Source organism: Rhizobium sp. SEMIA4064, from assembly GCF_003025035.1.
GTDB classification, from domain to species: Bacteria; Pseudomonadota; Alphaproteobacteria; order Rhizobiales; family Rhizobiaceae; genus Rhizobium; species Rhizobium paranaense.
The window spans coordinates 303966-318331 of record NZ_PYJN01000005.1 but is presented as its reverse complement, the minus strand read 5'-3'; the positions used below and the strand labels follow the sequence as shown (position 1 = coordinate 318331).

At 60.6% G+C, this 14366-nt stretch carries 16 protein-coding genes; 9 read left to right on the top strand and 7 right to left on the bottom strand.

Going from position 1 to position 14366, the window contains the following annotated elements:
* Window positions 1-253: 253 nt before the first annotated feature.
* Together C9E91_RS03375 and C9E91_RS03370 are read left to right on the top strand one after the other, a co-directional pair.
* Window positions 254-1180 (top strand): sulfite exporter TauE/SafE family protein, encoded by a 927-nt coding sequence (locus tag C9E91_RS03375; protein WP_107106938.1) that lies wholly within the window; start codon window positions 254-256, stop codon window positions 1178-1180.
* Entirely contained in the window at window positions 1177-1986 is an 810-nt protein-coding gene (locus C9E91_RS03370) for a TIGR02186 family protein (protein ID WP_107106937.1), read from the top strand. Before C9E91_RS03375 ends, C9E91_RS03370 begins: the two co-directional genes overlap by 4 nt.
* 78 nt (window positions 1987-2064) lie before the next feature.
* On the opposite strand, the gene C9E91_RS03365 is transcribed toward C9E91_RS03370, so the two are convergent.
* On the bottom strand, window positions 2065-2568 hold the full coding sequence (locus C9E91_RS03365) for a winged helix-turn-helix transcriptional regulator (RefSeq protein ID WP_107106936.1): 504 nt from the start codon (window positions 2566-2568) through the stop codon (window positions 2065-2067).
* Between the two features lie 111 nt (window positions 2569-2679).
* On the opposite strand from C9E91_RS03365, the gene C9E91_RS03360 reads away from it, so the two are divergent.
* Window positions 2680-3240 carry a dihydrofolate reductase family protein gene (locus C9E91_RS03360; RefSeq protein ID WP_107106935.1) on the top strand — a complete coding sequence of 187 codons (561 nt, stop codon included), beginning with the start codon at window positions 2680-2682 and terminating at the stop codon, window positions 3238-3240.
* On the opposite strand, the gene pdeM is transcribed toward C9E91_RS03360, so the two are convergent.
* Together pdeM and C9E91_RS03350 are read right to left on the bottom strand one after the other, a co-directional pair.
* Window positions 3237-3977 (bottom strand): ligase-associated DNA damage response endonuclease PdeM, encoded by a 741-nt coding sequence (pdeM, locus tag C9E91_RS03355; RefSeq protein ID WP_107106934.1) that lies wholly within the window; start codon window positions 3975-3977, stop codon window positions 3237-3239. The two genes, C9E91_RS03360 and pdeM, sit on opposite strands and share 4 nt — an antisense overlap.
* A gap of 32 nt (window positions 3978-4009) precedes the next feature.
* On the bottom strand, window positions 4010-6520 hold the full coding sequence (locus C9E91_RS03350; protein ID WP_107106933.1) for a ligase-associated DNA damage response DEXH box helicase: 2511 nt from the start codon (window positions 6518-6520) through the stop codon (window positions 4010-4012).
* A gap of 202 nt (window positions 6521-6722) precedes the next feature.
* On the opposite strand from C9E91_RS03350, the gene C9E91_RS03345 reads away from it, so the two are divergent.
* Both C9E91_RS03345 and C9E91_RS03340 read left to right on the top strand, forming a co-directional pair.
* Window positions 6723-7223 carry an RrF2 family transcriptional regulator gene (locus C9E91_RS03345; RefSeq protein WP_107106932.1) on the top strand — a complete coding sequence of 167 codons (501 nt, stop codon included), beginning with the start codon at window positions 6723-6725 and terminating at the stop codon, window positions 7221-7223.
* 23 nt (window positions 7224-7246) lie between these two features.
* Entirely contained in the window at window positions 7247-7708 is a 462-nt protein-coding gene (locus C9E91_RS03340; RefSeq protein ID WP_107106931.1) for a carboxymuconolactone decarboxylase family protein, read from the top strand.
* An 88-nt stretch (window positions 7709-7796) separates the two neighbouring features.
* Here C9E91_RS03340 and C9E91_RS03335 read toward each other — a convergent pair whose 3' ends face one another.
* Complete coding sequence (locus tag C9E91_RS03335; RefSeq protein WP_107106930.1) at window positions 7797-8837, bottom strand: glutamine synthetase beta-grasp domain-containing protein; 1041 nt, start codon at window positions 8835-8837, stop codon at window positions 7797-7799.
* Window positions 8838-9280: 443 nt separating this feature from the next.
* Between C9E91_RS03335 and C9E91_RS03330 the strand changes: the two genes are divergently transcribed.
* Entirely contained in the window at window positions 9281-9472 is a 192-nt protein-coding gene (locus C9E91_RS03330) for a DUF2735 domain-containing protein (RefSeq protein WP_107106929.1), read from the top strand.
* A gap of 161 nt (window positions 9473-9633) precedes the next feature.
* On the opposite strand, the gene C9E91_RS03325 is transcribed toward C9E91_RS03330, so the two are convergent.
* On the bottom strand, window positions 9634-10578 hold the full coding sequence (locus tag C9E91_RS03325) for a class I SAM-dependent methyltransferase (RefSeq protein ID WP_107106928.1): 945 nt from the start codon (window positions 10576-10578) through the stop codon (window positions 9634-9636).
* 181 nt (window positions 10579-10759) lie between these two features.
* Here C9E91_RS03325 and C9E91_RS03320 point away from each other — a divergent pair, with 181 nt between their 5' ends.
* From C9E91_RS03320 to C9E91_RS03310, 3 genes are read left to right on the top strand one after another with little or no spacing between them, the layout of a single operon-like run.
* Window positions 10760-11026, top strand: a complete 267-nt coding sequence (locus C9E91_RS03320) for a DUF6460 domain-containing protein (protein WP_107106927.1) — start codon at window positions 10760-10762, stop codon at window positions 11024-11026.
* A gap of 4 nt (window positions 11027-11030) precedes the next feature.
* Window positions 11031-11531 carry a CAP domain-containing protein gene (locus tag C9E91_RS03315; protein ID WP_181316003.1) on the top strand — a complete coding sequence of 167 codons (501 nt, stop codon included), beginning with the start codon at window positions 11031-11033 and terminating at the stop codon, window positions 11529-11531.
* Window positions 11532-11548: 17 nt separating this feature from the next.
* Window positions 11549-12898, top strand: a complete 1350-nt coding sequence (locus tag C9E91_RS03310; protein WP_107106925.1) for an MATE family efflux transporter — start codon at window positions 11549-11551, stop codon at window positions 12896-12898.
* Here C9E91_RS03310 and C9E91_RS03305 read toward each other — a convergent pair.
* Both C9E91_RS03305 and C9E91_RS03300 read right to left on the bottom strand, forming a co-directional pair.
* Window positions 12874-13962 carry a quinone-dependent dihydroorotate dehydrogenase gene (locus tag C9E91_RS03305; protein ID WP_107106924.1) on the bottom strand — a complete coding sequence of 363 codons (1089 nt, stop codon included), beginning with the start codon at window positions 13960-13962 and terminating at the stop codon, window positions 12874-12876. The two genes, C9E91_RS03310 and C9E91_RS03305, sit on opposite strands and share 25 nt — an antisense overlap.
* Window positions 13959-14315: a DUF952 domain-containing protein gene (locus C9E91_RS03300; protein ID WP_107106923.1), complete on the bottom strand. Its 357-nt coding sequence runs from the start codon at window positions 14313-14315 to the stop codon at window positions 13959-13961. The genes C9E91_RS03305 and C9E91_RS03300 overlap by 4 nt, the downstream gene beginning before the upstream one ends.
* Window positions 14316-14366: the final 51 nt, after the last annotated feature.

Here is a 14366-nt window from a genome sequence, read left to right as displayed (position 1 = left end):
ACCGTCGTCATATTTGAGCGAATGCCAGCGGTAACCCGCGGTTTCGCGCCGGCTTTGCCTTACGGCGAAATTCGTCACACAATCGCGGAAAATGCCACGTTAGAGTGGAATGACGAATTCGATCGCTGAAAGACGCCATGATTTTTCCTAAGGCTCTGGCAATCATTTCAGATTAGAATCGTCTGTTTAAAGGGGAAATTGTTCATAGGCATCCGGTCGCTTACGCTCGGATAGCTGCAACTGGGATCAGACCGTGACGATCTATCTGCCGATCGCAGAACTGTCGGTGAATATCTTCATTATTCTCGGCATGGGCGCAGCCGTTGGGTTTCTCTCCGGCATGTTCGGCGTTGGCGGCGGCTTTCTGATCACGCCACTCCTGATCTTCTATAACATCCCGCCCGTCGTCGCCGTCGCCACCGGTGCCAACCAGGTCGTCGCCTCGTCGATTTCGGGAGCCATCACGCATTTCCGCCGCGGCTCGCTGGACATGAAGCTCGGCACGGTGCTGCTGATCGGCGGTCTTACCGGCGCTACCGTCGGTATCTGGATATTCTCGCTGCTGAGACGCATCGGCCAGCTCGATCTCTTCATCTCCCTGCTCTACGTCATCTTTCTCGGCACGATCGGCGGATTGATGCTCTGGGAGAGCCTGAATGCAATGCGTCGTGCCGCCCGCAACGAACCCGCCATGCCCCGCAAGCCGGGTCACCACAGTTGGGTGCACCGCCTGCCGCTGAAGATGCGTTTCAAGAAATCGAAGATCTACCTGAGCGTCATTCCAGTGATCGGCCTTGGTTTCGGCATCGGTATCCTGACATCGGTTATGGGCGTTGGCGGCGGCTTCATCATGGTGCCGGCGATGATCTACCTGCTGCGCATCCCGACCAATGTCGTGGTCGGCACCTCGCTGTTCCAGATCATCTTCGTCACCGCCTATACGACCGTCGTGCAGGCCGCGACCAACTATTCCGTCGATATCGTGCTGGCCTTCCTGTTGATGGTGGCGGGCGTCGTCGGCGCGCAATACGGCGTGCGTGTCGGCCAGAAGCTGCGCGGCGAACAATTGCGCGCCCTCCTCGGCCTGCTCGTCCTTGCCGTTGGCCTGCGTCTGGCGATCGCACTGGTGGTCACACCGGCCGATATCTATTCCGTCGTGCTCGAAGGGGCGGGCCGATGAAACGTTTCGGGCCAATCCTCGCAGCCGGTCTCCTGCTTGCGCCATTGAGCGCACAGGCACAGGTGCTGCTCGACCAGCCGACGACCTCCACGACAGCGCGCGAGACAATGGAGATCGGCACCTCGACCAGCGAAATCGCCATCACCTCCGATTTCACCGGCGCCGACCTGACGATCTTTGGCGCGCTTTCCAACACCGACCAACTGCTGTTGGCGATCGGCCAATACGATATCGTCGTCGTGCTGGAGGGACCGCGCGAAAATGCCACCGTGCGCAAGAAGGAACGTGTCTTCGGCATCTGGGTCAATACCCGGTCGATGACGTTCGAGCATGTGCCGCAGGCCTATTCGCTGTCGAGCACGCGCGCCGTCGACTACATCACCGCGCCGCTGGAGCTGAACGACCGCGGCATCGGCATGGATCATATTCAGCTAACCCCCGTCGGTTTCGTCGGCAATGGCGCGGATGTGGCGGAATTTCGCCGGGCTTTCCGGCGGCTGCAGCAGAGCGGCGGCCTTTACGAAAGCGATCCGGCCGGCGTGCGCTTCGTCAGTTCCAGTCTGTTCAGGGCAACACTGAGGCTGCCCGCAGACGTGCCGAACGGCGTGCATACCGTGCGCGCCTTTCTCTTCAAGAGCGGCAAATTCCTGACCGAAAAATCCCTGCCACTGCGCGTCATCAAGACCGGCATCGAGCAGACGATCACCGATGCTGCCCATGAACGCCCCATTTTCTATGGCGCGTTTTCGGTGTTGCTGGCGGTCATTACGGGATGGACGGCGAGCTTCGTGTTCCGGAAGAGCTAGGTTCTATTTCGCAAGCTGAAACGAAACTTGGCATATGCCGCACCGCTGATACCCCCTCCACGAATTCGGAGTCGATGATCAAGCGCTCTTCTTGCGCTCGACTACCTCCAGATAGGCTTCCGTCAGCCGGCCGAGCACCGACGGCGTTCCCGGCGGTAATACCTTGCCCAGATGCTTCGCCCTCAGCTCATCCATAAAATCCTCCCAGAGCTTCGGCCCGCCATCTTCCAGCAGTTCCGCCCGGATCGACAGCTCCTCCGAAACCGGCAGATGCTTGCGGCCCCATGCACCCATATGGGCAAAGAGCGGCACGAGGTCGATCGCCATTTCGGTGAGGCTGTAGACGGCCTTCTGTTTATGGCTCGGGTCGCCGTCGCGGGTCAAAAGCCCGCGCTCGACCAGCCGCTTCAGCCGGTCAGCGAGGATGTTGGAGGCAATCCCCTCCTCCGAGTTCTGCAGAAGCTCGCGAAAATGCCGGCGATTGCCGAACATGATGTCCCTGATGATGATCAGACTCCAGCGGTCACCCAGGATTTCCAGGGTGAGATTGATCGGGCAGCCGGAGCGATTGAGCGCGTCCATAAATATCTCCAAAAACTGCTTGCACTTTGCCACCAGTCACGCTAATTTTCAACTGCTTGCTTTTAGCAACCAGTTTTGATTATGATACGGTTATCGCGAAGGAGGAAAACGATGAGAAAGCTTGTTGTCTGGAATCTTATGACGCTTGACGGTTATTTCGAGGGAACCAAACCCTGGGACCTCGATTTTCATATGCTCGCCTGGGGCGATGAGCTGGAGCAGTACGCGACCGAGCTCGGCAAGGAGGGCGATCTGCTAATCTTCGGCCGCAAGACCTATGAAGGCATGGCAGCCTACTGGCCGACGGCGCCGGAGACACCTGAAATCGCCGCCTATATGAATGGCATCGCCAAGATCGCCGCCTCGCGGACAATGGACAAGGCGGAGTGGAACAACACTCGCATCGTTCGCGATATCGTCGCCGAGGTCAAGAAACTGAAGGAAGAGCCGGGCAAGACCATGTTCGTCTTCGGCAGTGCCGAAGTGACGGATACGCTGCTGAAAGCGGGATTGGTGGACGAAATCCGCCTCTGCCTTGTTCCTGTCGTTCTCGGCGCCGGCAACCCGCATTTCAAGCCTGCGGCGGAACGGATTCCGATGAAGCTGCTCGGAACCACACCCCTGAAGACCGGTGCGGTGATCCTGCGCTACGAGCCCGCAAAAGCGGGTTAAGCCGAGAGATTGCCGAAGCGTACCGAATAGATGCGGTCGCGACCGAGCACATGGGCAATGAGACTTTCGCGATCGAACAGGCCGGCCATGGCCTTGTGGCGCAGGTCGAGCCCGCCGGTCATGATGCCGAACGCGGGCATCAGCAGGCGGGCGCCATCGGCGGCGAAGCACGGGCGGCGGACGGATTTGTCGCGGCGGCGGACGGTGGCGGACGGATGCAGATGGCCGGCGATCTCGCCGGCCTGCTGGCCGCCCCTCGGTTCGTGGCGGAAGGTCAATCCGCCATAATGCATCTCATCGACAGAGTGACCGGGCAGATCGACCGTGCCATCCGGATCGTGATTGCCGTTGATCCAGATCCATTCGCGGCCGCGTGCCATGTTGACGATCAGGCTGCGGAACTCCTCCGGCAGATGCATGGAGCCCACGCGGTCATGGAAATTGTCGCCGAGTGAAACGACGAGCTTCGGATCGTAGCGGGAGATGACCGCGGCAAGCACAGTCAGCGTCGCCAACGTATCGTAAGGCGGCAGCAGCATGCCGCGCCGTGCGAAGGCTGCTCCCTTTTCCAGATGCAGATCGGAAACGACAAGGATGCCGGCGTCCGGCAGATACAGCGCGCCAAGCGGATCACAGACTGCGGCGACGCCGTGAACGGCGGTCTCTACGCCGGATGCGGGAGTCAATCCGTTCCTGACTTGGCCGTTCATCTCTCGCGCAAGCGCCAGGCGGTTCATCAACTCGGTCTGCCTTCGTTGTTTGGCATGCTTTATTCCATGGCCTCGCGGATCAGATCGTCAGCCGCTTCCGCCAATACCACATCATGCGCCTCGCCCGGCACCGGCACCTTGCCGATTTCCAGCATGACCGGCACGGCAAGCGGCGAGATATGATCCAGCGCCCGGTGGGTGATGTGGCCTTTGATTCGCTTCAGCATATCCCCAAGGCGGCCAATCTCCAAAAGCCCCGTGGCCGCGTCCTGCCGGGTCGCCTGCATCAGGATGTGGTCGGGCTCGTGACTGCGCAGGACGTCATAGATCAGATCGGCGGAGACCGTCACCTGCCGGCCAGTCTTTTCCTTGCCGGGGTGACGGCGCTCGATCAAACCGGCAATGACGGCGCAATTGCGGAAGGTGCGCTTCAGCAGGAAGGATTCATCCAGCCAGGCTTCGAGATCGTCACCGAGCATGTCCTCATCGAAGAGATCGGCAAGGCTGAGACGGCCATTGGCGATCATCAGGCTCATGTCCTCCAGCCCCCAAATGCCGAGCGAATAATCCGTGGCGATGAAGCCCATCGGCTTTGCGCCGGCGCGCTCCAGCCGCCGGGTCAACAGCATGCCGAGTGTCTGGTGCGCCAGCCGCCCTTCGAAGGGATAGGCCACCATGTAGGCGCGGCTGCCGCGTGGAAAGGTCTCGATCAAAAACTCGTCGCGCTTCGGCAGCAGTGACCTGTCCTTCTGCAGCTCCAGCCAATCGCGTACCTGATCCGGCAACCGATGCCGGCGATCGGGATCGTCGATCATCATGCGCACCTGATCGGCAAGGTAGGTGGACAGCGGAAACTTGCCGCCGGCATAGGAAGGAATTTTCGGGTCCATGGAAAAGGTCTGCGAGGCCAGGCATTCATTCTCGCGAATGCCCTCGAAGCGCAGCACCTTGCCGGAGAAGAGGAAGGTGTCGCCGGGCGAAAGCTGTTCGAGAAAATACTCTTCGACCTTGCCGAGGGGGGCGCCGCCGCGACCGAGCGATCCCAGCGCATTGCGCTTCACCAGCCGAATGTTCAGCATCGCCTCCTCGACAATGGTGCCGAGGTTCAGACGATATTGCTGCGCGACCTGCGGATTGGAGACGCGCCAGCGGCCTTCGGGCGTCTTGCGGATGCGGGCATAGCGCTCGTAGGTGCGCAGGGCATAGCCGCCGGTGGCGACGAAATCGACGATGCGTTCGTATGTCTCCCATGACAGGTCGGCATAGGGCGAAGCGCTGCGGATCTCGTCATAGAGTTCCAGCATGTCGAAGGGTTCGGCGCAGGCCATGCCGAGGATATGTTGGGCAAGGACGTCGAGTGCACCGGCGCCGACCGGCGGCGTATCCTGCGCGCCGACATAATTGGCGTCGAGTGCCGCCTGGCATTCCATGACCTCGAAACGATTGGCCGGCACGAGGATCGCCTTGGATGGCTCGTCCATGCGGTGGTTGGCGCGACCGATACGTTGGGCAAGGCGCGATGCGCCTTTCGGGGCGCCGACATGGATGACCAGATCGACATCGCCCCAGTCTATGCCGAGATCGAGCGTCGAGGTGGCGACCACGGCGCGCAGCTTGTTGGCGGCCATGACGGCTTCGACCCTGCGGCGCTGTCCGACATCGAGCGAGCCGTGATGCAGCGCGATCGGCAGATTGTCATCATTGGCCGACCACAGCTCCTGAAACAGCATTTCCGCCTGCGAGCGGGTGTTGACGAAGAGAAGGGTCGTCCGATGCTCTCTGAGCTCGCGGTAGATATCGGGGATGGCGTATTTGGCGGAGTGGCCGGACCAGGGGATGTGTTCCTCGGTCCTGAGGATCGAGATATCAGGCTTGGCGCCGCCGTCGACCATCACGAGGCCGGCATGCCGGTCCATCCCCTCCTCCTGCGCCACCAGCCATTTCTGCAGGTCCATCGGCTCGGCAACCGTTGCCGACAGGCCGATGGTTTGCAGATGAGGCGCCAGCTTGCGCAGGCGCGCAAGGCCAAGCGAGAGCATATGACCGCGCTTCGACGTCACAAGCGAATGCAACTCGTCGAGGACGATGTATTTCAAATCCCTGAAGAAGCGTTCGGCTTCGTGATTGGCGAGCAACAAGGCCACCTGTTCCGGCGTGGTCAGAAGAATGTCCGGCGGATTGAGCTTCTGGCGTTGCCGCTTGCCGGCGGGCGTATCGCCGGTGCGGTTTTCGACAGAGACCGGCAGGCCCATCTCCGTGACCGGCTTCATCAGGTTGCGCTCGATATCGACGGCCAGCGCCTTCAGCGGCGAAATGTAGAGCGTGTGGATGCCGGTAAAGGCCGAACCCGGCGGGATCTTGCCGCGCCGGGTCAGATCGGTGAGCGAGGGAAGGAAACCGGCCAAGGTCTTGCCGGCGCCGGTCGGCGCGATCAGCAACGTGCTCTCGCCGGCCTCGGCACGGGCAAGCAACTCAAGCTGATGAGCACGCGGCTGCCAACCCTTTTCCTCAAACCAGCGGATGAAAGGGGCAGGCAAAGCAAGGCGGCGCTCGGAATCGATCTGGTCCACGGGGGCAAATGTAGTCGAAATGCGAGGGATAGGAAGCGGGGGGATTGTTCACTTCCCAACAGTGGCTTCAGTGTTCGCAGAGAGTGCACCGGGCGCACGGCATACGCTAACTCCGGGTTACATACAGCCTCGCTTAAAAAAGCAATTGACTCCTCCAATAATCACGGATAAAAAATATCCACGATATAAAAAGGACGAACCAATGAAACTCGGCGAAGGCGTTGAACAGGCCATACACAGCGTCGGGATGCTGGCCGGATTGTCCGAGGGCGGAGTGCTTTCGGCGGCGGCGATTGCCGAGTTTCATGGGGTGTCGGTGAGCTATCTCTTGAAGCATCTGCAGGCGCTTTCCGGCGCCGGCATTCTTGATACCGTACCCGGCCCCAAGGGTGGCTACCGGCTGGCGCGTCTACCGGCCAAAATCACCCTTCTCGATATCGTGCTTGCTGTCGAAGGACCGGCGCCCGCCTTTCGCTGCGCCGAGATTCGCCAGCGCGGGCCAAACCCGCTGCCTGGAAAATACTTTGCAAAGCCGTGCGGCATCAGCGCGGCGATGCTGGCAGCCGAGCGGGTGTACCGCGCCGAGCTCGCCAAGACCACCATTGCCGATATCCTCGCCGATCTTGCGGCGGGCGACGACGGCAGCATCGCGGCAAGGGGCTGCGCCTTCCTTGCCCTCAATGAACGCAGAACCACCCGATAGATCCAGAACCCAAGGAGAAAACCATGCAACCTCGTTTCAACTTTGCCAAGGCTTCCCCGGACTCCTACAAGGCCGTTACCGCGCTGGAGAACTTCGTCCAGACCTCCGGGCTGGAGCGTCGTTTCATCCACCTGATCAAGCTCAGGGCGTCGCAGATCAACGGCTGCGCCTATTGCGTCGACATGCATGTCAAGGAAGCCCGGCATGACGGCCTCAGCGAGCAGTGGATCAACCTGATGTGCGTCTGGTGGGAATCGCCCGTTTACGACGACCGCGAACGCGCCCTGCTACGCTGGGTTGATTCCGTCACCAAGATTGCCCAGACCGGCATACCGGATGCGGATTTCGAACCGCTCAAGCAGCATTTCAGCGAGGAAGAGATCGTCAAGATCACCGTCGCAATCGGCGTGATCAATGTCTGGAATCGGCTGGCCGTCGGTTTCCGCGCGCAGCATCCGATCGACAAGGATGCGAAGGCCGCATAGGCACTGAAATGGAAACAAAAAAGCGCGGGACCGAAATCCCGCGCTTTTTTTATTTTTCTCGGTCTCGGCAAGCCGAGACCGATAATGATTAAGCAGCAGCCGAAGCGAAGCCAGCCGTCGGAACTTCCGAGATGGTCTTCAGAACCTGGGAAGCGATCTGATAGGGGCAACCCTGAGAGTTCGGACGACGATCTTCGAGGTAGCCCTTGTAGTCGTTCTTGATGAACGAGTGCGGAACGCGGATGGAAGCACCGCGGTCGGCAACACCGTAGCTGAACTTGTTCCACGGAGCCGTTTCATGCTTGCCGGTCAGGCGCATGTGGTTGTCCGGGCCGTAGACCGCAATATGGTCGTGCAGGTTCTTGTCGAACTGAGCCATGAGCGCTTCGAAATAGGCCTTGCCGCCGACTTCGCGCATGAACTTGGTCGAGAAGTTGCAGTGCATGCCCGAGCCGTTCCAGTCGGTGTCGCCGAGCGGCTTGCAATGGAACTCGATGTCGATGCCGTACTTTTCGCACAGACGCAGCAGCAGGTAACGTGCCATCCAGATCTGGTCGGCGGCGCGCTTGGAGCCCTTGCCGAAAATCTGGAATTCCCACTGACCCTTGGCCACTTCGGCGTTGATGCCTTCGTGGTTGATGCCTGCTTCGAGGCAAAGGTCGAGATGCTCTTCAACGATCTCGCGAGCGACATCGCCGACGTTCTTATAGCCGACGCCGGTGTAGTACGGGCCCTGCGGAGCCGGGTAACCGGATTCCGGGAAGCCGAGCGGACGGCCGTCCTTGTAGAAGAAGTATTCCTGCTCGAAGCCGAACCAAGCGTCTTCGTCGTCGAGGATGGTGGCGCGGCTGTTGGACGGATGCGGCGTTACGCCGTCCGGCATCATGACTTCGCACATGACGAGGGCGCCGTTCGTACGCGCCGGATCCGGATAGATCGCTACAGGCTTCAGCACGCAATCGGAGCTACGGCCTTCGGCCTGCATCGTCGACGAACCGTCGAAGCCCCAAAGCGGAAGCTCTTCAAGCTTCGGAAAATCAGCAAATTCCTTGATCTGCGTTTTACCGCGCAGGTTCGGTACCGGGGTGTACCCGTCGAGCCAGATATACTCGAGCTTAAACTTCGTCATTACGCACCTCATAAGGGTTTAACTACCCGAAGCAGAGAAAATTCGAAGGCGCCCGCCCGGAAATCTTCGCCACCTACGGCCGCCATGTGACATGCATTTGACATGCCAATTTGAACGAGATGCGCTGCCGTTCGAAGAAAAATGCACAAATCGGAGTCAATTTTTGCCAATTTTCCATCGCCCTGGCTCGGATTCTCTCAAAATCGTGAGGAACTTGGCCGAAAGGTGCTGCCAACTTGTCGCAGTGCGGCAGATTCGAAGCAGCGCAACAATTAGGCGCCCGAAAACCACATTCTGGCGTCGCAAAATCTCAAAATGCCTATAAATTCAACCTTTTGCATTTTATTTGTGCAAATACCTCAAAAACGGGCTCCGACTCTGCTACATATAAGCTGTCTCTTGAAGCGCTCCCGCTTGAGCACAAAAAGGGGAGAGACATTGCAATGGCAGTCAGCCCTCAACACGAAACGGCAAAGATTTTTAAGTTTCCCATCAAGACCCGGCCCATTCCTGCCGGCCAACGCGATCAAGTGAACCTCAATCCCGATATCGGCCCGACCATCGCGACGGCTGCTTTCGATAGCTGGTATCATGAGGCCGCCATCTCGGAGTCCGACGAGACCCGCAAACAATAGTCGTCGCCGCTCCCTGCAGCGCGATATAGCGATCCGCCCGATGGTTGGTCGTGACGAAGTGATTGAGCGCGACTACCTCCGCCGAGGGCGCCCAGGTTCCCCACGATGTTTTCCCTTGTTGAGGGATGCGGGCCTATCGCGAATTCGCGAAAATGGGTCGATCAGGCCGATTTCCATGTAACAAACAAAATGCCGTGCACCGGTCTTCCGGCATCCATGCGAATGATGCTGCGCGCAAGAGCGAGGACAGCGAAGCCATGAGCGGCCAATATCGTCCTGATATAGGCCTCCGAGTGGGCGAAACGCAGGGAATCGCGCAGGAGATACCCCTCCTCTTCTTCCGCATCCTCGACGGAAAAGGCAAACACAGCCCCGGATGCGGCCAGTTCCCTGACGATCGCCATGACGCCCTGGAGATTGCCGAGATACATCAGCACGTCGGCCGCCGTGATCAGATCGGCCCGTGCCGGCGCGAGCCCGCCGTCGAAGACGCCGGACTGGAGCGGCGACAGCGACAGATCGGCTTGTCCCAGGTGATCATAGACACCCTTCTCCGCTGCCTTGGCGAGCATGCCTTTCGACAGGTCGAACCCTTCCAGCCGATCGACGCGTCCGCGGATTTCCGGACCGAACAGGCCCGTGCCGCAGCCGAGATCGACGACAAGACGGAAATGCCCGGGCATGCCGGCCGTATCGGCGACCAGAGCCGCGAGCTTCTGCGGCACGCTATAGCCGAGCTTTTCGACCAGCGACGTCTCGAAGCGGTCGGCATAGTCGTCGAAGAGACGCTCGACATAGCGGCTCGGCGGCTGATCGGGCAGATCGGCCGCTCCCAGAACTGAAAGCTTCAGCCGGGCGCCGAAGACATCGCCGGCATCAAGCGCCAGAACCTTGTTCAGCGCCTCGATGGCGCCTTCCGTATTCCCGGCTTTTTCACGATAGGTCGCGAGCGTAAACCAGCCGGCGGCCCAGCCCGGCGTCAACTCCAGCGCCTGCTCCATCAATTCGGCAGCACTGGCCGGCTCGCCGTTTTCGGCGAGCATCTTCGCATAGTCGGCGCGACGGTCGGCGATGACGTCGCCGGAGGAAAGCTGGCTCGGCAGCATGATTTCGGTCCTGTTTGGCACCCGCCTTTGGACGCGGTCACAAAAAAACTCAAGTCCTATTTCAGGCAGACACCTGTTTCGAGTAAGTACGGTTTCAGTACGTATCGGGCAAAAGCGCTTGCGAGTCGCAGGCCACAGCCTTATCTCAAAACCGCTCGACAGGCATTATGGAGACAGCCGCATGTCCGATCAGGTGAACAGGTTCCTCGGCGACTCGCCCGGCCGTACACTCGTGAAGCTTATTATCGTGTCGCTGATCGTCGGTTTCGTGATGAAATTCTTCGGCTGGCGGCCGCTCGACTTCCTCTATGGTGTCCGCCGCTTCCTCCTTGATCTCTGGCACAGCGGCTTTGCCGCGCTCGGCGAGTTCGGCGATTATGTGCTGCTCGGCGCCAGCATCGTCATTCCGCTCTTCATCATCCTCCGCCTTTTCAATTATCGCCGCTGATATGATCTCAAACATTCCGCTTTCTACACGGCGCCACGCGCTGCGTCTCACCGGCCTTGCGCTCGCTGCCATCGTCGCAAGCTGCGCCACGCCGCCCACCCATGTTTCCAACACGCCGGCCAACGACGAGACCGCTTCCGCGCTGCCGCTCGTCAACTCCTTGCGCGCCAAAAACGGTCTGCCGCCGCTCAAGATCGATCCGGCTGCCAGCACGGCCGCGATCTACCAGGCCAAGCGCATGGCTGATGCCGGCAAGATGGAACATCTGATCGGCATCGGCGACAATTTCGGCACGCGCGTCAAGGCGAGCGGCGTCAAGCTGCCGGCGGCCGAAAATATTGCCGAGGGCCAGCGCGACGTGAACGCCGCGGTGACGGCCTGGATCAATTCGCCGAAGCATTTGCACAACATGCTCGGCAAATATAACGGCCTCGGCGTCGCCCTTGCCTATGCTCCCTCTTCCAGTGACAAGCCCTATTGGTCCATGGTGCTGTCTTCGAATTGAAGACGGGCTGATTGGACATGGATCATCGAGAGCATAGCGGAAGGGTTCTGCCTTTCGATGTGACGCACCGGCTGGTGCTGTCGATCGCTATTCCGATGACGCTCGGCTTCATGACGACACCGTTGCTCGGCCTCGTTGATACGGCCGTCGTCGGGCATCTCGGCCTGCCGGACGCACTCGCCGGGCTGGCGATCGGTGCGGTGCTCTTCGATCTCCTCTTCGCGAGCTTCAACTTCCTGCGCTCGTCGACGACTGGCCTGACGGCGCAAGCCTATGGCCGCCGCGACGGGCATGAGCAGCAGGCGGTGTTTTGGCGGGCGCTGCTGTCGGCGCTCGGATGCGGTCTGCTGCTTCTGCTGTTGTCGCCCATATTGCTCTGGCTCGGCATCAGGCTGATGGGACCGGAAGGCGGCATTGCCGACGCGACACGCACCTATTTCTCGATCCGCATGCTATCCGGCCCAGCGGCGCTCGCCAACTACGCCATCCTCGGCTTCGTGCTCGGGCGCGGCCAGGGCCGCATCGGGCTTCTGCTGCAAACCTTGATCAACGGCGTCAACATCATCCTCGCCGTCCTGCTCGGCCTCTGGCTGGGCTGGGGTGTGGCAGGTGTCGCCTGGGGTACTTTGATCGGCGAAGCGACAGGCGCTCTCACCGGCCTTGCCATTGTGCTGCGCGGCTTTGCCGGCGAACCAAGACCTACCCGCGCGGACCTCCTCTCCCGCGCCAAACTCACGCAGCTTTTCGCGCTCAACCGCGATATCCTCATCCGCACGTTCGTGCTGATCGGCGCCTTCACGCTGATGACGCGCATCGGCAATACGTTCGGCGCGGTGACACTTGCCGCCAACGCCGTGCTGATGAACTTCTTTCTGCTTTCCGGCTATTACCTCGACGGACTGGCGAATGCCGCCGAGCAGATCACCGGCCGCTCGATCGGCGCCAACTATCGCCCGGCCTTCGAGCGCGGATTGAAGCTGACCGGGCTTTGGTCCTTTGGGCTGGCATTTGCCGCGACCGTGTTCTTCTTCACCCTCGGCCCGGCGCTGATCCGGCTGCTGACGACCTCGGAGGAGGTGCGCACTGCGGCCGAAACTTACTTGCCCTGGGCCGCTGTCACCGGGCTCACCGGCGCGCTCGCATTTCTGATGGATGGCGTCTTCATCGGCGCCACATGGTCGCGCGACATGCGCAATCGCATGCTGATGTCGTTCGCCGGCTATCTATTGGCACTTGCCGTCTTCGTGCCGACCCTTGGCAACCACGGCCTGTGGCTGGCCATGAACGCCTTCCTGCTGTTCCGCGGCATTTTCCTGGTCATGGGGCTGAAGAAGCGGGCCTATCAGACGTTTCTGTCGGCCCAATGATCGAGCCTGCTGTCGCGCAACTCGCGGATCGAGCCGACACGCTCGCGGTCGAGCAGCTTCGACAGGCCGCTCACGATACGGCCCGGCAGGCCCGGGCCTTCATAGACCATGCACGAATAAAGCTGCACGAGATCGGCGCCGGCCTTGATCTTCTCCAGCGCCGTCTCCGCCGATGAAACACCGCCAACGCCGATAATCGGCAGGGCCGCACCGACGCGGCGACGCATCTTTGCGAGGACGACTGTGGATTTTTCGAAGAGCGGCTGGCCGGAGAGGCCACCGGCTTCCTTCGCCTGGGCCTGATCTCTCAGCCCGTCGCGCGAAAGCGTGGTGTTGGAGACGATCAACCCGTCCAGCGCATGAGCCAAAACTTCGGCAGCGATGTCATCCATGCCCTCTTCCGTCAGATCGGGGGCTATCTTCAAAAAAACCGGGATCTTTTTGCCTGCCTTTGCCGCCTCTTCGTCGCGTGCGGCAAGCACTGCCGACAACAGCGCCGAAAGGCTTTCCCGCGCCTGCAGATCGCGCAGGCCCGGCGTGTTCGGCGAGGAGATGTTGGCGGTGAAATAGCGCGCCACGGAATAGAAACGGCGGATGCCGGCGACGTAATCGGCGATCCGGTCGGCGCTATCCTTGTTGGCGCCGATGTTGACGCCGATGATGCCCTTGCCGCGGATCGGCTGCAGACGCCGGAAGGCCGCATCGTGGCCTTCATTGTTGAAGCCGAGGCGGTTGATGACGCCCTCGTCCTCGACCAGGCGGAAGATGCGCGGGCGCGGATTGCCGGATTGCGGCTTCGGCGTCACCGTGCCGATTTCGGTAAAGCCGAAGCCGAGCTTCAACAGCGCCTCCGGCACCTCGGCGTTCTTGTCATAGCCGGCGGCCATGCCGAGCGGATTGGCAAAATCCAATCCGGCCACAGTCTGACGCAGTCGGGGATCATTGCTGATCCGGCAGGCCGGAACAAGACCGGATCTCAGCGCCGCGATCGACATTCCATGCGCCGTTTCCGGATCGAACATGAAGAGACCACGCCGGCCGAGATCGCGGAAGGCGCCGATCATTCCGGCATCTCCGGAAAGACATGCGCGCCATCGGGGCCAAGCGGCAACGGCTTTTCCCAGAGCACGGCCGAAAGCTGCAGCGGCGCGTAGAGATGCGGGAAAAGATCGCCGCCACGCGAGGGCTCGAACACCAGCTTGTCGCCGAGCGCGTCGCCGTCGATCGCCACCAGCAGCAGGTCCTCCTGGCCGACAAAATAGCGTGCGGCGGTTTCCTTCGCCTGCTTTGCCGTCGAAAGGTGGATGAAATTGTCGGTCAGATCGATCGACGCGCCATTAAAAACACCGGTTTGTCTGGCTTGCTGCCAGAGCGTATCCGGCACGATCTTGTAAACCACTGGCATCGCAGTCATCATCCTTACATGACTTGTGTCCTTGATAGGGCTTTGCACGAAAACCGTTGCCGA

Bases quoted from the DNA above. Each gene is read 5' to 3' on its own strand.
- C9E91_RS03370 (WP_107106937.1), top strand. From the start codon at position 1,177: ATGAAACGTTTCGGGCCAATCCTCGCAGCCGGTCTCCTGCTTGCGCCA.
- C9E91_RS03365 (WP_107106936.1), bottom strand. From the start codon at position 2,568: ATGGACGCGCTCAATCGCTCCGGCTGCCCGATCAATCTCACCCTGGAA.
- C9E91_RS03360 (WP_107106935.1), top strand. From the start codon at position 2,680: ATGAGAAAGCTTGTTGTCTGGAATCTTATGACGCTTGACGGTTATTTC.
- pdeM (WP_107106934.1), bottom strand. From the start codon at position 3,977: ATGAACCGCCTGGCGCTTGCGCGAGAGATGAACGGCCAAGTCAGGAAC.
- C9E91_RS03345 (WP_107106932.1), top strand. From the start codon at position 6,723: ATGAAACTCGGCGAAGGCGTTGAACAGGCCATACACAGCGTCGGGATG.
- C9E91_RS03340 (WP_107106931.1), top strand. From the start codon at position 7,247: ATGCAACCTCGTTTCAACTTTGCCAAGGCTTCCCCGGACTCCTACAAG.
- C9E91_RS03335 (WP_107106930.1), bottom strand. From the start codon at position 8,837: ATGACGAAGTTTAAGCTCGAGTATATCTGGCTCGACGGGTACACCCCG.
- C9E91_RS03330 (WP_107106929.1), top strand. From the start codon at position 9,281: ATGGCAGTCAGCCCTCAACACGAAACGGCAAAGATTTTTAAGTTTCCC.
- C9E91_RS03325 (WP_107106928.1), bottom strand. From the start codon at position 10,578: ATGCTGCCGAGCCAGCTTTCCTCCGGCGACGTCATCGCCGACCGTCGC.
- C9E91_RS03320 (WP_107106927.1), top strand. From the start codon at position 10,760: ATGTCCGATCAGGTGAACAGGTTCCTCGGCGACTCGCCCGGCCGTACA.
- C9E91_RS03310 (WP_107106925.1), top strand. From the start codon at position 11,549: ATGGATCATCGAGAGCATAGCGGAAGGGTTCTGCCTTTCGATGTGACG.
- C9E91_RS03305 (WP_107106924.1), bottom strand. From the start codon at position 13,962: ATGATCGGCGCCTTCCGCGATCTCGGCCGGCGTGGTCTCTTCATGTTC.
- C9E91_RS03300 (WP_107106923.1), bottom strand. From the start codon at position 14,315: ATGATGACTGCGATGCCAGTGGTTTACAAGATCGTGCCGGATACGCTC.